General features: G+C 72.9%; 13 protein-coding genes, 1 tRNA gene and 1 pseudogene. 4 read left to right on the top strand and 11 right to left on the bottom strand.

The window, feature by feature from the left end; genetic code table 11:
- Positions 1-120: 120 nt before the first annotated feature.
- The 5 genes and pseudogenes from ACFWIS_RS01180 to ACFWIS_RS01160 form a co-directional block, all read right to left on the bottom strand.
- Complete coding sequence (locus ACFWIS_RS01180) at positions 121-2,634, bottom strand: ATP-dependent Clp protease ATP-binding subunit (protein WP_380455391.1); 2,514 nt, start codon at positions 2,632-2,634, stop codon at positions 121-123.
- A gap of 157 nt (positions 2,635-2,791) precedes the next feature.
- Positions 2,792-2,971: pseudogene (locus tag ACFWIS_RS01175) on the bottom strand (VIT family protein); the annotation flags it as partial.
- Positions 2,972-3,088: 117 nt separating this feature from the next.
- Complete coding sequence (locus tag ACFWIS_RS01170) at positions 3,089-3,706, bottom strand: HAD family hydrolase (RefSeq protein WP_380455366.1); 618 nt, start codon at positions 3,704-3,706, stop codon at positions 3,089-3,091.
- Positions 3,707-3,755: 49 nt separating this feature from the next.
- Positions 3,756-4,379 carry a methyltransferase family protein gene (locus ACFWIS_RS01165; protein ID WP_380455367.1) on the bottom strand — a complete coding sequence of 208 codons (624 nt, stop codon included), beginning with the start codon at positions 4,377-4,379 and terminating at the stop codon, positions 3,756-3,758.
- A gap of 248 nt (positions 4,380-4,627) precedes the next feature.
- A tRNA-Val gene (locus tag ACFWIS_RS01160) sits at positions 4,628-4,699 on the bottom strand.
- 148 nt (positions 4,700-4,847) lie between these two features.
- Here ACFWIS_RS01160 and ACFWIS_RS01155 point away from each other — a divergent pair.
- On the top strand, positions 4,848-6,218 hold the full coding sequence (locus ACFWIS_RS01155; RefSeq protein ID WP_380455369.1) for a hypothetical protein: 1,371 nt from the start codon (positions 4,848-4,850) through the stop codon (positions 6,216-6,218).
- A gap of 116 nt (positions 6,219-6,334) precedes the next feature.
- The gene (locus ACFWIS_RS01150; protein WP_380455371.1) at positions 6,335-6,550 is read left to right on the top strand and encodes a zinc ribbon domain-containing protein; all 216 of its coding nucleotides are present in this window, start codon (positions 6,335-6,337) and stop codon (positions 6,548-6,550) included.
- On the opposite strand, the gene ACFWIS_RS01145 is transcribed toward ACFWIS_RS01150, so the two are convergent.
- From ACFWIS_RS01145 to ACFWIS_RS01135, 3 genes are all read right to left on the bottom strand, one after another.
- On the bottom strand, positions 6,547-7,362 hold the full coding sequence (locus tag ACFWIS_RS01145) for an HAD family hydrolase (protein ID WP_380455393.1): 816 nt from the start codon (positions 7,360-7,362) through the stop codon (positions 6,547-6,549). The genes ACFWIS_RS01150 and ACFWIS_RS01145 overlap by 4 nt on opposite strands.
- 119 nt (positions 7,363-7,481) lie before the next feature.
- Complete coding sequence (locus ACFWIS_RS01140) at positions 7,482-9,920, bottom strand: phosphoribosyltransferase (protein WP_380455373.1); 2,439 nt, start codon at positions 9,918-9,920, stop codon at positions 7,482-7,484.
- Between the two features lie 189 nt (positions 9,921-10,109).
- Positions 10,110-11,303 (bottom strand): HpcH/HpaI aldolase/citrate lyase family protein, encoded by a 1,194-nt coding sequence (locus ACFWIS_RS01135; RefSeq protein WP_380455375.1) that lies wholly within the window; start codon positions 11,301-11,303, stop codon positions 10,110-10,112.
- Positions 11,304-11,700: 397 nt separating this feature from the next.
- On the opposite strand from ACFWIS_RS01135, the gene ACFWIS_RS01130 reads away from it, so the two are divergent.
- Positions 11,701-12,969, top strand: coding sequence for a TerD family protein (locus ACFWIS_RS01130; protein ID WP_380455377.1), 1,269 nt, complete (start codon positions 11,701-11,703; stop codon positions 12,967-12,969).
- Positions 12,970-13,107: 138 nt separating this feature from the next.
- On the opposite strand, the gene ACFWIS_RS01125 is transcribed toward ACFWIS_RS01130, so the two are convergent.
- Positions 13,108-13,866 carry a Tellurium resistance gene (locus tag ACFWIS_RS01125; RefSeq protein ID WP_380455379.1) on the bottom strand — a complete coding sequence of 253 codons (759 nt, stop codon included), beginning with the start codon at positions 13,864-13,866 and terminating at the stop codon, positions 13,108-13,110.
- A gap of 396 nt (positions 13,867-14,262) precedes the next feature.
- Here ACFWIS_RS01125 and ACFWIS_RS01120 point away from each other — a divergent pair, with 396 nt between their 5' ends.
- Complete coding sequence (locus ACFWIS_RS01120; protein ID WP_380455381.1) at positions 14,263-15,453, top strand: DUF2637 domain-containing protein; 1,191 nt, start codon at positions 14,263-14,265, stop codon at positions 15,451-15,453.
- Between the two features lie 115 nt (positions 15,454-15,568).
- Here the strand turns inward: ACFWIS_RS01120 and ACFWIS_RS01115 are convergent, their stop codons facing one another.
- Complete coding sequence (locus tag ACFWIS_RS01115) at positions 15,569-16,663, bottom strand: DUF475 domain-containing protein (protein WP_380455383.1); 1,095 nt, start codon at positions 16,661-16,663, stop codon at positions 15,569-15,571.
- A gap of 175 nt (positions 16,664-16,838) precedes the next feature.
- Positions 16,839-17,417: a TerD family protein gene (locus ACFWIS_RS01110; RefSeq protein WP_380455385.1), complete on the bottom strand. Its 579-nt coding sequence runs from the start codon at positions 17,415-17,417 to the stop codon at positions 16,839-16,841.
- Positions 17,418-17,586 lie beyond the last annotated feature (169 nt).

Genomic DNA, 17,586 nt, shown 5'->3' with positions numbered 1-17,586 from the left:
GGCTCCGGGGGCTGGGGCGTGGGCGGCATCATGCCCGGAAGGCTAGACCCGGGCCCGGCTCCCGCGCGTCCTCCACCAGTGGCGTTCGGGCGTACTCCCGCTGGAGTACGCCCGAACCGGTCACCCCGCCTGCTCCGCCTGTCCGGAGGTCGCCGACGCCTCCGACCGCGCCAGCGTCACCACCAGTTCCCCGTCGCGGACGTCCGCGAGCAGCGTGTCCCCCGCCCGCACGGAGCCGTCCAGCAGCAGGTTGGAGATCCGGTTGTCCAGCTCCGACTGGATCGTCCGGCGCAGCGGCCGGGCCCCGAACTCCGGCTGGTAGCCGCGGTTGACCAGGTACTCCTTGGCCGCCTCGGTGACCTCCAGCCGCACGTCCTGGGCCCGCAGCCGCCGCCGGGTGCGCTCCAGCAGCAGGCCGACGACCGACAGCAGGTCCTCCCGGGTGAGCGCGTGGAAGACGATCACCTCGTCGATCCGGTTGAGGAACTCCGGCCGGAACTGCCGGCGCAGGTCCTGCATCAGGTCGTCGCGGATCTCGTCCACGTTGCCCGAGTGGTCCAGGATCCGCTGCGACCCGATGTTGCTGGTCATGATCACCACGGTGTTGCGGAAGTCGACCGTACGCCCCTGCGAGTCGGTGAGCCGCCCGTCGTCCAGCACCTGGAGCAGCAGGTTGAAGACGTCCGGGTGCGCCTTCTCCACCTCGTCGAAGAGCAGCACGCTGTACGGCTTGCGGCGCACCGCCTCGGTCAGCTGCCCCGCCTCCTCGTAGCCGACGTAGCCGGGCGGGGAGCCGACCATCCGGGAGACGGTGTGCTTCTCCTGGAACTCGCTCATGTCGAAGCGGATCATTCGGTCCGGGTCGCCGAACAGCAGCGCCGCCAGTGCCTTGGCCAGCTCGGTCTTGCCGACGCCGGTCGGCCCGAGGAAGAGGAAGGAGCCGGTCGGCCGGTCCGGGTCGCCCATCCCGGCCCGGCCGCGGCGCACCGCCTGGGCGACGGCGGTGACCGCCTCGTCCTGGCCGATCACCTTCTCGTGCAGGTGGTCCTCCAGCTTGAGCAGCCGCTCCTTCTCGGTCGCGTTCAGCTCCGCCACCGGGATGCCGGTCCGGGAGGAGAGCACCTGGGCGATGTCGTCGGCGGTCACCTCGACGACCTCCTCGCGGGACTCCGCGATCGCCGCCAACTCGGCCTCGGTCTGCCGCAGTTCGGTCTTCAGGTTGGCGGCCCGCACGAACTCCTCGTCCGCGACGGCCTCGTCCAGCTCCCGCTTCAGCTTGGTGATCCGGTCCTGCACGGAGGTCGCCGCGGTGGAGCCGCTGAGGCTGCGCAGCCGTACCCGGGCGCCGGCCTGGTCGAGCAGGTCGATCGCCTTGTCGGGCAGGAAGCGGTCGCTGACGTACCGGTCGGAGAGCGTCGCCGCCGCGTCCAGCGCCTCGTCGGTGAACCGCACCTGGTGGTGCGCCTCGTAGGCGTCGCGCAGCCCGTGGAGGATCTCGATCGTCTCCTCGACGCTCGGCTCCGGCACCAGCACCGGCTGGAAGCGCCGCTCCAGCGCGGCGTCCTTCTCCACGTGCTTGCGGTACTCGTCCAGCGTGGTCGCCCCGACCACGCTCAACTCACCACGCGCCAGGGCCGGTTTGAGGATGTTGCCGGCGTCCATCGAGCCCTCGCCGCCACCGCCCGCGCCGACCACGGTGTGCAGCTCGTCCAGGAACAGGATCACGCTCTTCTCGGCCGCCGTGACCTCGTCGATCACCTTCTTCAGCCGCTCCTCGAACTCGCCCCGGTACTTGGAGCCGGCCACCAGGGCGGTCAGGTCCAGGGTGACCACCCGCTTGTCCTTGAGGCTCTGCGGCACGTCCCCGGAGACGATCCGCTGGGCCAGCCCCTCGACGATCGCGGTCTTGCCGACGCCCGGCTCGCCGATCAGCACCGGGTTGTTCTTGGTCCGCCGGGAGAGGATCTCCACGGTCTGCTCGATCTCCTCGGCCCGCCCGACCACCGGGTCCAGCCGGCCGCCGCGCGCCTCCTCGGTGAGGTCCTGGCCGTACTCGTCCAGCGTCGGCGTCTCGCTCGGGTGGGCGCCCGAGCTGCTGCGCTCGCCACCGGTACCGCGCCCTTCCAGCACCGACTTCAGCGCCTCCTGCGAGGGCGCCGCGTTGCGCAACGCCGTACCAGCGCCGGAACGTTCCTGCTCCAGCAGGGCGCCGAGGATGTGCTCCGGGCCGATGTACGAGGCGCCGACCGCCCGCGAACGGGCGTGCGCGGCGAGCAGCGCGCGCTTGGCCGAGGGGGTCAGCGCGGGCTGCCCGTCCAGCGACTCCCGGTCGCCGGTGGGCAACGCGTGCGCCAGGTCCCCGGACAGCCGGTCCGGGTCGATGCCCGCCCGCTCCAGCATCCGCCGCGAGGGCTCCACCCGGGTGGCCGCCCAGGCCAGGTGCGCGGTGTCGAGGTCGCTGCTGCCGTCCTCGACCGCGCGCTGCGCGGCGAGCCCCAGCAACTCCTGGGAGGACTCGCTCAGCAACCGCCCGATCGGCACCCGCTGCACGGCGGGCGGAGAGGCCAGCGGGCTCATCCCGAAGAACCGGCTGAGCAGGTCGGAGAACGGGTCGTTCGATCCGAACGGGGGCATGGTCACGGAGGTTCACCTCTCCCAAGCGGTTTGCAGCCACACAAACACAGGGCGCGTGGACCCGCCTCCCGGGCGAACCGTCGGAGCGCTCCGGCCCCGGATGCCGCTCCCCGGTCCCTGGTCCCCCACATCCCGCGAAACCCGCGGTCCCGCTCGCTCAACCGGTGATCTGCTCCAGCAGCACACCGCCGCTGTACGTCACCGCCATCGCCAGCAGCCCGCCCACCACGTTGCGCAGCACCGCCCGTCCCGGCCCGGCCCCGCCCAGCCGGGCGCTCGTCCAGCCCGACCGGGTCAGCGCCAGCACGACCGCCACCACCGTCACCGCCAGCCGCCACCGGACTCGGCCGGCGGCTTGTCCGGCATTCCGACCAGGGTCTCCCACCCGGCCGCCGGCAGGCCTCCACCTCCCCGGCCGGACCCTCCACCTCAACGGCGGTGCCCACACCACCCGTCAACCCACAACAGGCGCCAGCACCCGCCGCAGATCCTCCGGACCCTGGTAGAGCAGCCCGGTCATCCCCAGCGCCACCGCCGCGTCCACGTTCTCCTGCCGGTCGTCGACGAACAGGCAGCGCTCCGGCGCCACGCCGGCCCGCTCCGCGGCGACCTCGTAGATCCGCCGGTCCGGCTTGGCACTGCCCACCCGGGAACTGTTCACCACCTCGTCCGCCAGATCCGTCAGCCCCAACCGCGCCAGGTCCTCGTCCAGCCACACCGTCGCATTGGTCACCAGCACCACTCGGCAGTGCTCCCGCACCCGCCGCAGCAACCCCACCACGACCTCGTCCGCCCAGAACGGCGAGTCGGCGAACGCCTCCGCCAGCCCCCGCGCCGCCGACTCCGGCACCCGCCCGGCCAAACCCCGCGCGATCGACTCCACCCACTCCGCCTTGCCGATCCGCCCCAGCAACAACGGCAGGTCGTTCTCCGGCGCGAACCCGACCGCCGCCGTACTCCCCTCGCCCAACCCCGCCGCCCGCTCCAAGGCCGCCACCCCGGCCCCGTCGAAGAACCGGATCACCCCGTCCACATCACACAGCACCGCGTCGAACGCCCTGGTAGTAGTCACCCCACCTCTCCTACCACGCACGACCACCGCCCCCGGCACCCGGGTGCCGTCAGCGCCCGGCCGGACCGGAGCGGGACCACCCCCGCGGGATCAGCGCCGGAACACGGTCCCGGTAGCCCTCGTAGTCCGCACCGAACAGGCCGGCCATCAGCCCGTCCTCCGCCCGGACCCGCAGCAGCAGCCACGGGATCACGATCACGAAGTAGGCGACCCACACACCGAAGCCGCACGCCAGCACGCCCCCGCCGATCAGACCCAGCAGACCGGTGTAGATGGGGTGACGGACCAGCCCGTACGGACCGTCGGTGCGCAGCTCGTGCCGCTCCTGGACGGTCGGCACGCTCGCCCACATCGTCCCCAGCACCCACCGGGCCCACAGCAGGAGTCCGGTCGAGGCCACCGCCAACAGCACACCCACCACCGCGAGTTCCGGCTGCCAGTACTCCAAGTGCCGCCAGAACCCCCGCGTCCGGTCCAGCACGGCGAGCACCCCATAGACCCCGACGCCCAACAACACCCGCCGGAACAGCGAGCGGCGCAACCCGCCCAACCACCCCCGGAAGCCGGACCGCCCCACCACCGCGAAGTACAGGACACCCGCGATCCAGGCCACACAGAAGATCACGACACACGTCTCGGTCAGCAACTCGGTTGCCGAGTGCAGAGAATCCATCCCCCAAGGCTGCTCCGCCCACCGGTCCCTCACCACCACCCCGGGGCCGATGGACACCCCCGTCCCCCGTCCACCCCCAGGTGGAGCCCCACCGCGCAGACCGGAACGCTCCAGGGGGCTCCCCCATGATCGTTCGGGCGACATACCGGAGGTCGACTTCTGTGGCGAGACTGCCGGAACGGCTGCGGCCCAGGTCGGAATCATGCTCCTGACCTGGGCCGCAGCCTGCGTTTCAGCTGTTCACGGGGTGGGCGCGGACGGTTTCGAACCGCCGACATCCGCTTTGTAAGAGCGGCGCTCTACCACTGAGCTACGCGCCCCCGCTCGTGGCCGGTGGGCGCACGACGAGTGCCTAGGGTACCTGGTTCGGAGGAGTGGTGTGGTGTGGGGCGGGCCCCGGGGTCCCCTTGGGGTGGGGGGATCGGGGAGAATGGGCGCGGATCAGCGGGTCGGAGCAGGGAGCGCGCAGTGACGGTGGCCGGCGGGAGCGGGCAGCGGAGGCGGCGTCGGGCGGGGAGTGCGCTGGGCGACGCGCTGGTGTTGCCGGTGGTGCTGGCGGGTGCGCTGGGGGCGGTCGGGCTGGCGTCGGCGGGCAGTGGCGGCTGGTGGGGCCGACGGGGTGCCGGGGACGGGGTGCGGGCGGAGGCGCGGGAGGCGCGGGCCGCGGCGCAGGAGGCGTTCTACGAGCTGGACGAGACCCAGCGGGAGCTGCAGTTGGCGGTGGAGACCGTGCGGGCGGCGGAGGACGCCGCGGCGGCGCAGCGGGTGCTGGCCGAGTTGCCGGCGATCTCCGGCCGGGTGGAGCAGGTCACGGTGAACTACCTGGCCGCCCTCGACGCCCATAACCTGGAGAACGAGGCGCTGGACGCCGGTGCGGCGGCCCAGGCCCGACGGCTGCTGACGGACGTGCAGGGCCAGCTCCGTTCGGCCCGCGCCGAGCTGACCGACTTCCTGCGCCGCCTCCAGCCTGCCCTGCAGCACGCCGAGCAGCAGCTGATGCGGGTCGCCCCGGCCGTGGAGCAGGCCAAGCGCGCGCTGCTGCGGGCGGCGACCACGCTGGACGAGGTGCGCGGCGCGGGCCTGCGGGCCGATGAACTGGCGGCCCGGCTGGCCGAGTTGGCGCCCGAGCTGGGGCGGCTGAACGAGGGCCCGGCGCGGCACGGGGTGGCGGCCACGCTGCAGCGTGCCGAAGACGTGCGGCGGCGTGCGGAGGCGATCACCGCCGATGCCGCGCAGCTGCCCGAGCGGGCGCGTGAGCTGGACCGGCGGGTGTCGAGCCTGCGGACCCGGATCCAGGCGCTGGAGACCAAGGCCGGGACGGTGGATCCGGCGCTGAGCGAGCTGCGCCGCCGCTTCAGCACCGCCTGCTGGCAGGACCTCCAGCGGGTGCCCGAGCAGGTCGCCGAGGCCGGTCGGGCCGCCGAGGCCAAGCTCGCGGAGGCGTCCCGGGCCCGGGACGAGCAGCGCTGGGCGGATGCGACGGCGGCGATCGGCACGGTCCGCGCGCTGCTGGACACCGCGGACGGCTCGGTGGTGGCGGTGAACGAGCGGCTGCGGCAGCTGAACGAGGTGCAGCACGATCCGAACCGGGAGGTCGAGCGCGCCCGCTTCGCGGTACGGGACGCCCAGCACCTGGCGATGGCGGGCCGCAGCGCGCCGGATCCGCGGCACGCCGCCCCGCTGGACGAGGCGGTGGCCCGGCTGGACCGCGCGGTGGCCACGCTGGAGGCGGCGGGCCGGCACCCCGACTACTGGTTCTTCCTGACCGAGCTGGCGGCGGTGCGGGACGCGGCGGCTCGGGTGATCGGCATGATCCGCGGGGACCTCGGCCACCGCTGACGACGAGGAAGGAGCGGATGAGGGAAGAGCACCGCCGAGGCTACGGACCGAGCACCGCTGGCACTACGGACCGAGCTCCCCTGACGGTGCGGGCGAAGCATCGGTACGCTGCGGGTATGCCACGCTACGACTTCCGCTGCCGCTCCTGCGGTGCCACCTTCGAGCTCCGCCGCCCGATGGCGCAGGCCAACGACCCCGCCGTCTGCCCGCAGGGCCACCCGGACACGGTGAAGCTGCTGTCCACCGTCGCCGTGACCGGCGCGGCCGGCGGCGCCCCGCAGCAGGCCCCGGGCGGGGGCGGGGGCTGCTGCGGCGGCGGGTGCTGCGGCTAGGACCGGTCCGGCGTCCCGCCGGTAGCGGTCGCCAGGAACCGACGGACGATCTCCTCCCCCGCCGCCACCCCCGTCTCGGCGAGGGCGGTGACGCCGGGGGCGGACCATCCGCTGTCGGCGAGTTCGCCGTGCCCGGGGCGCCATCCGGCATCGGCGGCGACCAGCAGGTCGGCATCGAGCAGGGAGTCCCCGGCCGCCAGGACGGTGCCCGCGCCGCTGCGCCGGACGGCCTCGGCGAGCGCGGCGCTCTTGGTGAGCGGCTGCGGTACGGCGTACACCTTGCGGCCCTGCAGCGAGACCCGCCAGCCGCGTTCGGCGCACCAGCCGGTCAGTTCGGCGAGCCAGCCGTCCGGCAGCCGGTCGCGTTCGACGACCAGGTAGGCGAACTGCTCGTCGGCCGTCCGCCGCTTGCGGGTCCACTCCGGGTCGGCGCGGAGCGCGAGCTGCTGGACCACTTCGGCGAGCGGTGCCGAGCCGGCCGCGATCCGGGTGGAGATCTCCCGGCGCCAGTCGTGGTCCGGTTCGCCGTCCACCAGCAGCTGTCCGCCGTTCGCGCAGATCGCGTAAGTCGGCTGCGGGCCGGGCAGGTTGACCCGCCGGTACTGCTCGACGGTCCGGGTGGTGGCGGGCACGAAGGCGGCTTCCCGGCCCAGGTCGGCCAGCAGCGCGGCGGCCCGCTCGGTCAGGAAGGACAGCGGGCGCCCGTCCAGCACCTCGACGCAGAGCAGCCGCGGCGCGCGGTGGTCCGGGGCGTCCAGTGCCAGGGCCCGCTCCGAGTAGATGAGTGTCCGGTCCAGATCGCTCGCCACCAGCACACCGGCCGGACCAGCCGCAGCGACCGTACCGGCTGAACCGGCCGGACCAGCCGCAGCGACCGTACCGGCCCCACCGGCTATCCCAGGCACCCCAACCATCCCTCCCCCACCCGCCATCAGGACTCCCGCCCCGTCACGGCCCGCCCGCTCGCCCCCGTCGCTCCCCGACTGTAGCGGGGGTGGATGAGGCCCACGCAGCTGTACGGCAGCCCGTCCACCTCCTCGACCGGAACGCCGCGCTGCGCGGCGAGCAGCCGCACGTGGTCGAGGTCGGCTCCGGCGCCGCGCCGGGCCAGCACCCGCCAGGGCACCCGGCGCAGCAGCACCCGGGTCGTCTCGCCGACGCCGGGCTTCACCAGGTTGACGTCGTCGATCCCGTACTCGGCGCTGATCCGCTCGACGGCGGCCCAGCCGGCCCAGTCGGGGGTGCGGTCCGGGTCGGCGGCCAGCCGTTCGGCCTCCGCGACGGCGCCGGCGCGGACGTCCTCGAAGCAGTCGGCGACCGTGGCCAGGAAGGCCTCTGACACGTCGCCGCCGGCGAGTTCGGCGTAGTGCTTGGCCCCGTGGAAGTCCCCGGGGCCGATCAGCCCGGCCCGCAGCACGGTGCGCGAAACCAGCCCGGACACCGTGGAGTTGAGGCAGGCGGAGGGGATCAGGAAGTCGTCCCGGGTGCCGTAGGTGCGCACGCAGCGGCCGGGGTCGGCGAGCACCGCGAGGTCCGGGGTGAAGGCGGTGCCGGCCAGCGCGTCGGCGAGTTCGCGGGTGATCGCGCCCTTGCCGGTCCAGCCGTCCACGAACACCACGTCCGCCGCCCGGTGGTGGGCCGCCAGATAGCGCAGGGCGACCTGGTCGACGCCCCGGCCGCGGACGATCGACACCGCGTAGTGCGGCACGTCCAGGCCGTGGGCGAAGGCCAGCCAGCGGCGGACCAGGATGCCGACCGGCGTCCCGGCCCGGGCCAGCGAGGCGAGCACCAGGCCGCGCCCGCGCTCGCGCAGCAGGGTCTCGGCGACGGTGCCGACGGCGAGCGCGATCCGGCGGGCCGAGCCGCGCAGCGCCTGGTGGAACAGCTCCTGGTACTCGGGGCTGGGCCGGTACTCGACCGGCAGCGACTCGGCGTAGTGCGCGCCGCCCTGCTGGACGGCCTCCTCGCGCTCCTCGGTGGGGGCTTCGAGCGGCACGTCGGAGAGGTCCTTGAGCAACCAGGCCACGTCCTCCGGCCGGTACGAGGAGAACTCCGGCCCGTACAGCGGGGTGGGCAGCGCCGGCCGGTGCGAGGGCAGTACGGCGAGGACCACCCGGTCGGTGACCTGCCGCAGCTGGCGCAGCAGCGCGTACTCCCCCTGGTGCAGGGCCGGGGTGTCGGCTACGTCGTCCACCACCAGCACCACCGCGTTGAAGCGGCGGGCGCCGTCGGTACCGGGGGCGACGTTGTAGACGTAGCGCTCGCGCGAGGCGCCATCCTGCGGGTCGTCGTGGGCCGGGAAGGCCAGCCTGGTCCGGATGGCGTAGCCGGGGTCGTCCACGGCGAGGACGGGCGAGCGGGTGGTGGTGGAGTAGCGGACGCGGTCGCCGCCGAGCCGCTGGGCGAGCGCCTCGGCCAGCCGCAGCGGGGCGTACATCAGCTCCTCGCAGCCGAGCACCAGCACCCGCTCGGCCACCCCGGACGCCGGCTCCGACTCCGACTCCGCGCCACCCACCGCCGCCGCCAACTGGCCCGCCAGCGCGGGCAGTACGGCGTGGAGCCGCTCCCGGTCGGGCGCGGTGAAGCCGTGCCGCCCGCCGTCCGGCAGCCCGGCGGGCCAGTCCAGCTCGACCCGGACCAGCGGCGCGGGCTCGACGGCCGGGGGCGGCGCGACCGGGGGCACCGAGGCGATCAGCCGCTCGGCCCGGGCCACGACGTCCTCGGGCAGGTCGAGGCCGCCGCTCGCAGTGGCCACCACGTCCAGCCGGACGCCGAGTTCGGCGGCGGCCCCGGCGAGCCGACGCCGGTCTTCGGCGGAGCGCAGGTCGACCAGGGCGACCACCACGTAGTGGTCACGCGGGTGCCGGCCGTGCAGTTCGCGGATGGTGTTGAGCACGGTACGGCCGGTCGAGAGTTCGTCGTCCACCAGCACCAGCGGCCCGTCACCGGCGAGCAGTCCGGGGTCGGCGGGGAGCAGCAGGTGCCCGGTGGCGTGGGAGTGCTCCTCCTCGAAGCCGCCGAGTGGGGTCACTCCGGGGACGGCGCGGCGGGTGGAGTGCAGGTAGGGCGCGTCGAGGCCGTCGGCGACGCTGTGGCCGAGGCCGGTGGCGGTCTCCGCGTAGCCGAGCACGACGGCTCGGGCGGCCGCCTCGGCACCGATCAACTCCCGCACCCGGCTGCCGAGTTCGAGCCCGGCGCCGTGCACGACGGCGGGCCGCTGCGGAACGTGCTTGCCGAGCACGCTGGAGACCAGCAGGTGGGCCCGCTTGGGGTTGCCGGACCGCAGGGCCAGGCCGACGAGTTCGGGCAGGCGCTCCGATCCGGTCAGCACGATGCCGGCCCGCTCGGCGACCCAGCGTCCGGTCCACACATCCGCCGGCACGCCTTCCGGCGCGCCACCCCGCGCCCCTAGCTCAGCCCCGCCTCGCTCAGCCCCGCCTCGCTCCGCCCCGTTCCGCCACTGTTCCGCTCTCGTCACTGCTGGTCCCGCCTTCGGTGGTGCTGGTCGGTCGGATCACACACGTCGGATCACACATTCCGGTCACGGCCCGGCCGGGCGTCAGCCGCACAGGCAGGCGGACAGCAGCTCCGCGAAGCTCACGTCCTCCCGGGCGACGCCGAACACCTCCGCCCGCAGTAGCACCCGCTCCGCCCAGGCTCGGTGCGGCCTGGCCTCGTTCATCTTGTTCGTGTACGCCGATCGGAGTACCCCGCCGCCGTCCTGCTCCTGCCGGAGGATGTCGCGGGCGTCGCAGTACTCCTCGTGAGTGACCACGGAGAGGGCGTGCACGGCGGGGACGTGACTGGGGTGGATGCAGGTCTTGCCCAACAGTCCGTTGGCACGGTCGAGTTCGACCTCGCGGATCAGCCCGTCCAGGTCGTGCTCGATGATCCGGCGGCGGACCTCCTCGCCGGTGGCCCGGGCGGTGCCGGCGGTCGCCGCGAACGGGGTGCGGCGCAACTGCGGCTTGAACATCCGCTCCTGCACCGGGAAGTACTCCCAGACCGGCCCGGTCACGGTGTACCCGGTGCCGTCGGCCCGGCCGAGCACGTTGACCACGTCCCCGATCACGGCCGCGACCAGCGCCACGTCGTACGCCGTGAGGTCGGGCGAGCGGCGCAGCCCGTAGGCGGAGCACAGGTCGGTGACGCCGAGCCGGACGGCGAGCACCCGTTCGCGGTGTCCGGCGAGCAGTTCGGCGATGCCGAAGAGCTGTTCGCGCCTGGTCTCCAGATGGGCGAGTTCGGGCGATTCCAGGACGGGCATGGCGAACAGCCGCCGCCCGGTGGCGGCCTCGGCGGCGGCCAGGGCGGCCAGGTAGGCGGGGCCGCTGCGCGCGGTGAACTTGGGCAGCACGAAGCCGCTCAGCAGCCCGACGGCCGGGCCGAGCCGTTCGGCCAGGTCGAGGATCTGCTCGGCAGTACGAACCCTGATGAAGAGGAGTGGATGATCCTGTGTGCAGTCGGTGAAATCATTGACCAGGCCCGTCAACTGTTCGATCAGGTTCCGCTCGCCCGCGCCCACCTCGTGGTCGGCGATGGCATCCTCCAGGCAGAGCACCATCGACACCACGCCGCGCGCCGCCTGCTTTCGGATGTCGGCGGCCAGTGCGGGCCTGGTGGCAGGGCTGTAGAGGGTGCCGCCGAGGGCGGTGGCGAGCACCGCCGGCTCGCTCCGCGCGGTGAACGTGCGCGGCTGCTCCAGGAACAGCCGGGCGCGGACGTCGTCGGCGAGGTGGCCGAAATGGCGCACGGTGCTCTCCTCGGGGATGGACGGCAGGACGGGCGGCGGGGTGGACGGCCTCCGGCCAGCGGTTTCACCTGGACGCACCGCCGGCGGACTCCCCTCCGTCGGCCCCCGGGGGCCCGTTCGAATGCCCATCGTACGGACGGATTCCGGCCGTTCCCGGCGCCGGGGCACTGAACTCGCGGAACATCCCGCCGTAGCCCGGCAACCCTCCCGCCGAAGTCCGGCCGACCTCCGGCCGAAGCCCTGCCGAAGCCCTGCCCGCCCGGACCTATCATCCGACAATCAGGGGAACGGCGCCCGCAAACCCCGATCCGACGCAAGTCTTGGCAAAGTCCGCCCCCACGCCGACGGTCCCGGTCACGTTGTCCGAAGGGGTGGCGAACAGGCAGGATGGTCGGCTATGACGCACGTGATGGCCAAGGGCGCCAACATCGCACTGCCGGCGGCGGCGGTCCGCGCCGTGCTGCGCTGGAGCGCCACGCCCGGTGCGCCGGACGTGGACGCGTCCGCGCTGCTGCTCGGCGCCACCGGCAGGGTCCGTTCGGACGCCGACTTCGTCTTCTACAACCAGCCGCGCCACCCCTCCGGGCTGGTGCGCCACCTGCCCAAGCAGCACACCTCCGGCGGCGCCGAGATCATCGACACCATCGAGGTCGAGCTCGCCAAGCTGCCCGCCGAGGTGGACCGGGTGGTGCTGGCCGGCTCCTCCGAGGGCGGCTCGTTCCGCGCCGTGCCCGGCCTGCGGCTGCTGCTGTTCGACGCCGCGAGCGGTGAAGGCGCCGTGCCGCTCGCCGAGTTCGCGATCGAGGACGCCGAGAACGTCTCCGCCCTCGTCGCGGGCGAGCTGTACCGGCGCAACGGCTCCTGGAAGTTCCGGGCGATCGGCCAGGGCTACACCTCGGGTCTGATCGGTCTGGCCACCGACTTCGGCATCACCGTGGACGACGAGGCCCAGGAGCAGGTGGCCCAGGACAGGGCTGCCCAGAGCCCGCCGCCCGCGCCCGCGTCCACCGCGACTCCCACCGGTGCGGTCGACCCGCGTGCCACCCCACTGCCCGACCCGCGCTCCGCGGCCACGCCCGAGCCCGGCACCTTCACCCTGACCCCGGCCGTTCCGCCGACCCAGCCCCCGAACCGGTCCCCGGCGCAGCCCACCCCCGCCCCGGCTCCGGCCACAGCGGCCGCGACCGGCCCGGCGACCCCGCCGCCGCCGTCCCGGCCCCCGGCACCGCCCGCGACCCCGCCGACCATGACGCCACCGCCGGCGGCCCCGCCCACCGTGCCCCCGAACGTCCCGCCTGCCCCGCCCGCGCCACCCCACCACCCGGGCGCCCAGCAGCCCGGCGGCTACGGCTACCCCCAGTCGCAGCCCCAGCCGCAGCCCGGCACGGGGTACGGCTACCCCCAGCAGCAGCCCGCGACCGGCTACGGCTACCCCCAGCCCAACCAGCCGTACCCGCAGCAGCAGCCGCCCGGCCGACCGGACACGGGGTACGGCTACCCCCAGCACCCCCAGGCCATCCCGACGCAGCAGCACGCCGGCAACTACGGCTACCCGCAACAGCAGCCCGGCACCGGCCAGCAGCCCCCCGTCCCGCCGCAGCCCCCGGCGCCGGCCGGCGAGGAGTTCGCACTGCCCCCACAGGGCCCTCAGTTCCAGCCCCACTGAGCCACCCCGGCGGGGCCGCCGCAACGACCGCCCGCGGCCCCGCCGGAGGAGCACCTCGCCCCACCGGCCGACCCCCGCGGCCCCGCCGACGCGACACCTCGCCGCCACCGGCCGACCCCCGCGGCCCCTGCCGGGGGCTCAGTCCCCGCCGCCCCCCGGCCGCTGCCCCTTGTACCCCCGTTGCCACTGCATCCCGAACCCGTACAGCCGGTCGATGTCCGCCTGGAACCCGTTGACGTAGCGCACCTCGCGGCGCACCGTCAGCTGGTTGTCCCCGGAGTTCTCGATCAGCACCACCGCGCAGGAGCGCGCCGCCCGGGCCCGTTCGTCCAGCTTGATCTCGATCCGCGGCCCGGTCTGCGGCACGATCGTTATCACCGCGTGGGTCTGCTCGAAGGCCGGGGTGCCGTCGTAGATGTAGACGAAGATCAGCAGCCGCTTGAACTTGTCCTTCTTCTCCAGGTTGACGTACATCGTCTCGCCGGACGGCGCCCCGTACTGGTCGTCGCCGCTGAGTTTGATGTACGGCGGTTCCCGCAGGTCGCCGAAGAGTTCACCGAGCGGTTGCACCACGCCCCTGGTGCCGTCGGAGAGTTCGTACATGCAGGCCAGGTCGAGGTCGACGTTCACCTGCTCGTTGCCCCCGGGCGAGTCCGGCTCCAGCGGGGAGAGGATCCGCGGGCTGAAGAGGCGCTTGACGGTGTCCCGGGTGCTCGGCCGGGAGGCGCCGGAGCGCATGGTCCAGTGCAGGTTGACGTAGAGGTAGCCGGTGGTGGCGGCGGAGCCGGTGATCGCGTGCTGCGGCGCCGACTTGGTGAGCGTGACCTTGTGCTGTGCGCCCGGGTTGTCGAAGGTGTAGCTCCTGTCCCCGCGCAGGTACTCCCAGATCGAGACCATCGAGTCCTCTCCCCCTGCCTCCGCCCGGCGATCCGACGATCGGGTCCGGCCATCTGACGATCCGCCGGTCCATGATCGGGCATCGACCCGGCCGACGGATACCCGGACTTCCCTTTCCCTATCCCGCTTTCCCTACCCCGCCCGGCCGTTCACGCCCACACCGGACGCGAACCGGCGGGTCGATTGGCCCGTGGAAGCCGCCCTCCCGTAACATGCCGCCCCTTCGGACGCGATATCGTCTAGCCGCACAGGTGTCCCGTCCGCCCCTGCGCGGGCGCGGTGGGCACGCCGTGCGGCGACGAACGAACCGTCAGACGGTGCCCGCGCCGCGGGACCTGACCGCCTGTGTCGCACCGTGAAACCCGTCCCCTGCGGAAACCCGAGGCCCGACCCGCAATGAACCTGACCTCCATACAGCTGGTCTGGACCGTCATCGGCGGCGCAGCCCTGCTGTTCGTCGCCATCCTGATGGCGACGCTGCGATTCAAGAGCTCGAAGAAGGACGAGTCCGGCGACTCCTGGGAGCGCAGCGAGGAGCGCCGCCGTCGCAAGGAGATGATCTACGGCATCTCCTCGTACACCCTGCTGTTCTGCTGCGCCGGCGTGGCCGCCGCACTGTCGTTCCACGGCCTGGTGGGCTTCGGCATCGAGAACCTGGGCCTGTCCAACGGCTGGGAGTACCTCGTCCCGTTCGGCCTGGACGGCGCCGCGATGTTCTGCTCGGTGCTCGCCGTCCGCGAGGCCAGCCACGGTGACGCCGCGCTCGGGTCCCGCCTGCTGGTCTGGGTGTTCGCGATCGCCTCGGCCTGGTTCAACTGGGTGCACGCCCCGCGCGGCCTGGGCCACGCCGGCGCCCCGCAGTTCTTCTCCGGCATGTCGATCTCGGCGGCGATCCTGTTCGACCGGGCGCTGAAGCAGACCCGCAAGGCCGCGCTGCGCGAGCAGGGCCTGGTGCCGCGTCCGCTGCCGCAGATCCGGATCGTCCGCTGGCTGCGCGCCCCGCGCGAGACCTACGCGGCCTGGTCGCTGATGCTGCTGGAGAACGTCCGCAGCCTGGACGAGGCGGTCGAGGAGGTGCGCGAGGAGCGCCAGGCCAAGCTGGACGCCAAGGTGCGCGCCCGTTCCGCCGACCGCCGCGAGCGGGCCGAGCTGAAGGCCATCTCCCGCCAGGGCGGCATGCTCGCCCGGGCCCGCGGCGGGCGTCAGGTGCCCGCGCTCACGGCGGCCGGCGACGGCCCGAGCGCTACGGAGCCTGCCCTAGCCCCCGAGAGCGACCACGCCACCTCGGCCGCGCACGACCCGTACACCTCGACCGGCTCGACCAGCACGCTGGAGCCGACCGCCCTGGACTCCGGCCGCCGGGCGCGTGCCGCCGTCGGCTCGTCCTACTCCTCCTCGTCCTACTCCTCCTCGTCCTCCTCGCTGAGCGGCTCCACGAGCAGCTCGCTGAGCGGTTCGACGAGCAGCTCGACCTCGTCCTACCGCAGCTCCACCATCGACCTGACGGCCGACGACGACACCCTGTCGATGCCGAAGCTGGACTCGCTGGAGCGCAAGCTGCGCGCGATCGAGCAGCAGCTGGGCTGACCCCGGCAGCACTCGGCCGACAACGGACCGACACCGCAGGAGCACAACGCGACGGCCGCCCCCGGATCCCCGGAGGCGGCCGTCGCGTGTTCGCCCGCCGGTCGGCGGGACCGGGCTACTGCCCGCTGCCCACCAGTTGCTTGTCGTCCTCCGCCGCCTCGCGCCGGTTGCGCAGCATCGAGGAGCCGAGGGCCAGCCCGATGAAGGCGACACCGATCAGGCCGGTGACGATCTCCGGGATGTGGTACTTGATCCCGACCAGCAGGATCACCGACAGCGCGCCGATCGCGTAGTGCGCGCCGTGCTCCAGGTAGACGTAGTCGTCCAGGGTGCCCTTGCGGACCAGGAAGACGGTCAGCGAGCGGATGTACATCGCGCCGATGCCGAGGCCCAGGGTGATCTGGAAGATGTCGTTGGAGATGGCGAAGGCGCCGACCACGCCGTCGAAGGAGAACGACGCGTCGAGCACCTCCAGGTAGAGGAACAGGAAGAACGCGGCCTTGCCGGCGACCTGGACGATCGACTTGCCGGACTTCTCGGCCTCCTCCTCGCGCTCGGCCTCCTCGTCCAGGCCCGATTCGAAGATCGAGGAGAGGCCGCTGACGGCGAGGTAGGTGATCAGGCCGAGCACGCCGGCCAGCAGAACGGTTTCAGCGTGCTCCGCGGCGAAGAAGCGCGAGGCGAGCACCAGCGCGACCAGGGCGACGACGCTGGAGAGGGCGTCCAGCCTGCCCACCTTCTCCAGCGGGCGCTCCAGCCAGCTCAGCCAGTTGTGCTCCTTCTCCTCGAACACGAAGTCCAGGAAGATCATGAGCAGGAAGACGCCGCCGAAGGCCGCGATGGCCGGGTTGGCGGCCTCCAGGTACTGGCCGTAGGTGAGGCCGTCGTGGGTCTTGTCGGTGTGGAGCGCGAGGTCGATCACCGTCGCCGGGTTGAGCTTCGCGGTGAGACCGACGACCAGCAGGGGGAAGACCAGACGCATCCCGAAGACGGCGATCAGCACACCGACCGTCAGGAAGATCTTCTGCCAGTACGGGTTCATCCGCTTCAGCACCGTGGCGTTGACCACCGCGTTGTCGAAGGAGAGGGAGATCTCCAGGATGGAGAGGATCAGCACGATGCCGAAGCCTTGGGCTCCCCAGAGCAGTCCGGCCGCGATCAGGCCCAGTGCGGTGATCGCGAACGACCAGCCGAATGTGCGGAGGAACACGGGAGTTGGCTACCTTTCGGGTTCTGGCCGTGCCGGGGCGGCCTGGTCCCGAGCTGCCTGACCGGGCCGGGCCCGATCAGGTCACCCCCGCACTGCCCTCTGTTCTCATGATCGTTCGATCATTCGATCGTTGATCGTGATCGTCGAATGGGTGTGATACGTCCGATTTACGCCCTCACTGTACGTTGACGCCGAAGTCGAGCGCGATTCCGCGCAGGCCGGAGGCGTAGCCCTGGCCCACCGCGCGGAACTTCCACTCGCCCGCGTACCGGTACAGCTCGCCGAAGATCATCGCAGTCTCACTGGACGCGTCCTCGGACAGGTCGTAACGCGCGATCTCCTGGCCGTCGACGGAGTTGACGACCCGGATGTAGGCGTTGCGCACCTGTCCGAAGTTCTGCAGCCGGGCCTCGGCCTCGTAGATCGAGACCGCGAAGACCACCTTGTCCACCTGGGCCGGGACCAGTTCCAGGTTGACCAGGATCAGCTCGTCGTCACCCGTGTCGTCGCCGCCCACGAGGTTGTCGCCCTGGTGCTCCACCGAGCCCTCGGGGCTCTTGAGGTTGTTGTAGAAGACGAAGTACTCGTCGCCGAGCACCCGTCCGCCACCGCAGAGCAGGGCGCTCGCGTCGAGGTCGAACGGTGCGCCCGTGGTCGAACGGGCGGACCAGCCGAGGCCGATCTGGACCTGCGTCAGGTTCGGCGCGGCCTTGGTGAGCGAGACGTTCCCGCCCTTGGCGAGCGTGACCACCATGGTGTTCTTCCTCCCTTGCTTCTCCCGGGGCGCCATACAGGTGTAGTCCCCCGCGGCCCCGGCCGGCCCGCTTCGGCCGGCTGAACTTCCTGAACTCACATCCTCGCAGCGCAGCGGGCCCCGACGAAGCCGGGGCGGCCCCGGACCCGCGAAGGGGTCCGGGGCCGCC

Origin of the sequence: Kitasatospora sp. NPDC127060, from assembly GCF_042724935.1 — a bacterium.
Lineage (GTDB): Bacteria > Actinomycetota > Actinomycetes > Streptomycetales > Streptomycetaceae > Kitasatospora.
This window is presented reverse-complemented; position numbering and strand designations above follow the sequence as displayed.

Bases quoted from the DNA above. Each gene is read 5' to 3' on its own strand.
- ACFWIS_RS01180 (WP_380455391.1), bottom strand. From the start codon at position 2,634: ATGCCCCCGTTCGGATCGAACGACCCGTTCTCCGACCTGCTCAGCCGG.
- ACFWIS_RS01165 (WP_380455367.1), bottom strand. From the start codon at position 4,379: ATGGATTCTCTGCACTCGGCAACCGAGTTGCTGACCGAGACGTGTGTC.
- ACFWIS_RS01150 (WP_380455371.1), top strand. From the start codon at position 6,335: ATGCCACGCTACGACTTCCGCTGCCGCTCCTGCGGTGCCACCTTCGAG.
- ACFWIS_RS01130 (WP_380455377.1), top strand. From the start codon at position 11,701: ATGACGCACGTGATGGCCAAGGGCGCCAACATCGCACTGCCGGCGGCG.
- ACFWIS_RS01125 (WP_380455379.1), bottom strand. From the start codon at position 13,866: ATGGTCTCGATCTGGGAGTACCTGCGCGGGGACAGGAGCTACACCTTC.
- ACFWIS_RS01120 (WP_380455381.1), top strand. From the start codon at position 14,263: ATGAACCTGACCTCCATACAGCTGGTCTGGACCGTCATCGGCGGCGCA.
- ACFWIS_RS01110 (WP_380455385.1), bottom strand. From the start codon at position 17,417: ATGGTGGTCACGCTCGCCAAGGGCGGGAACGTCTCGCTCACCAAGGCC.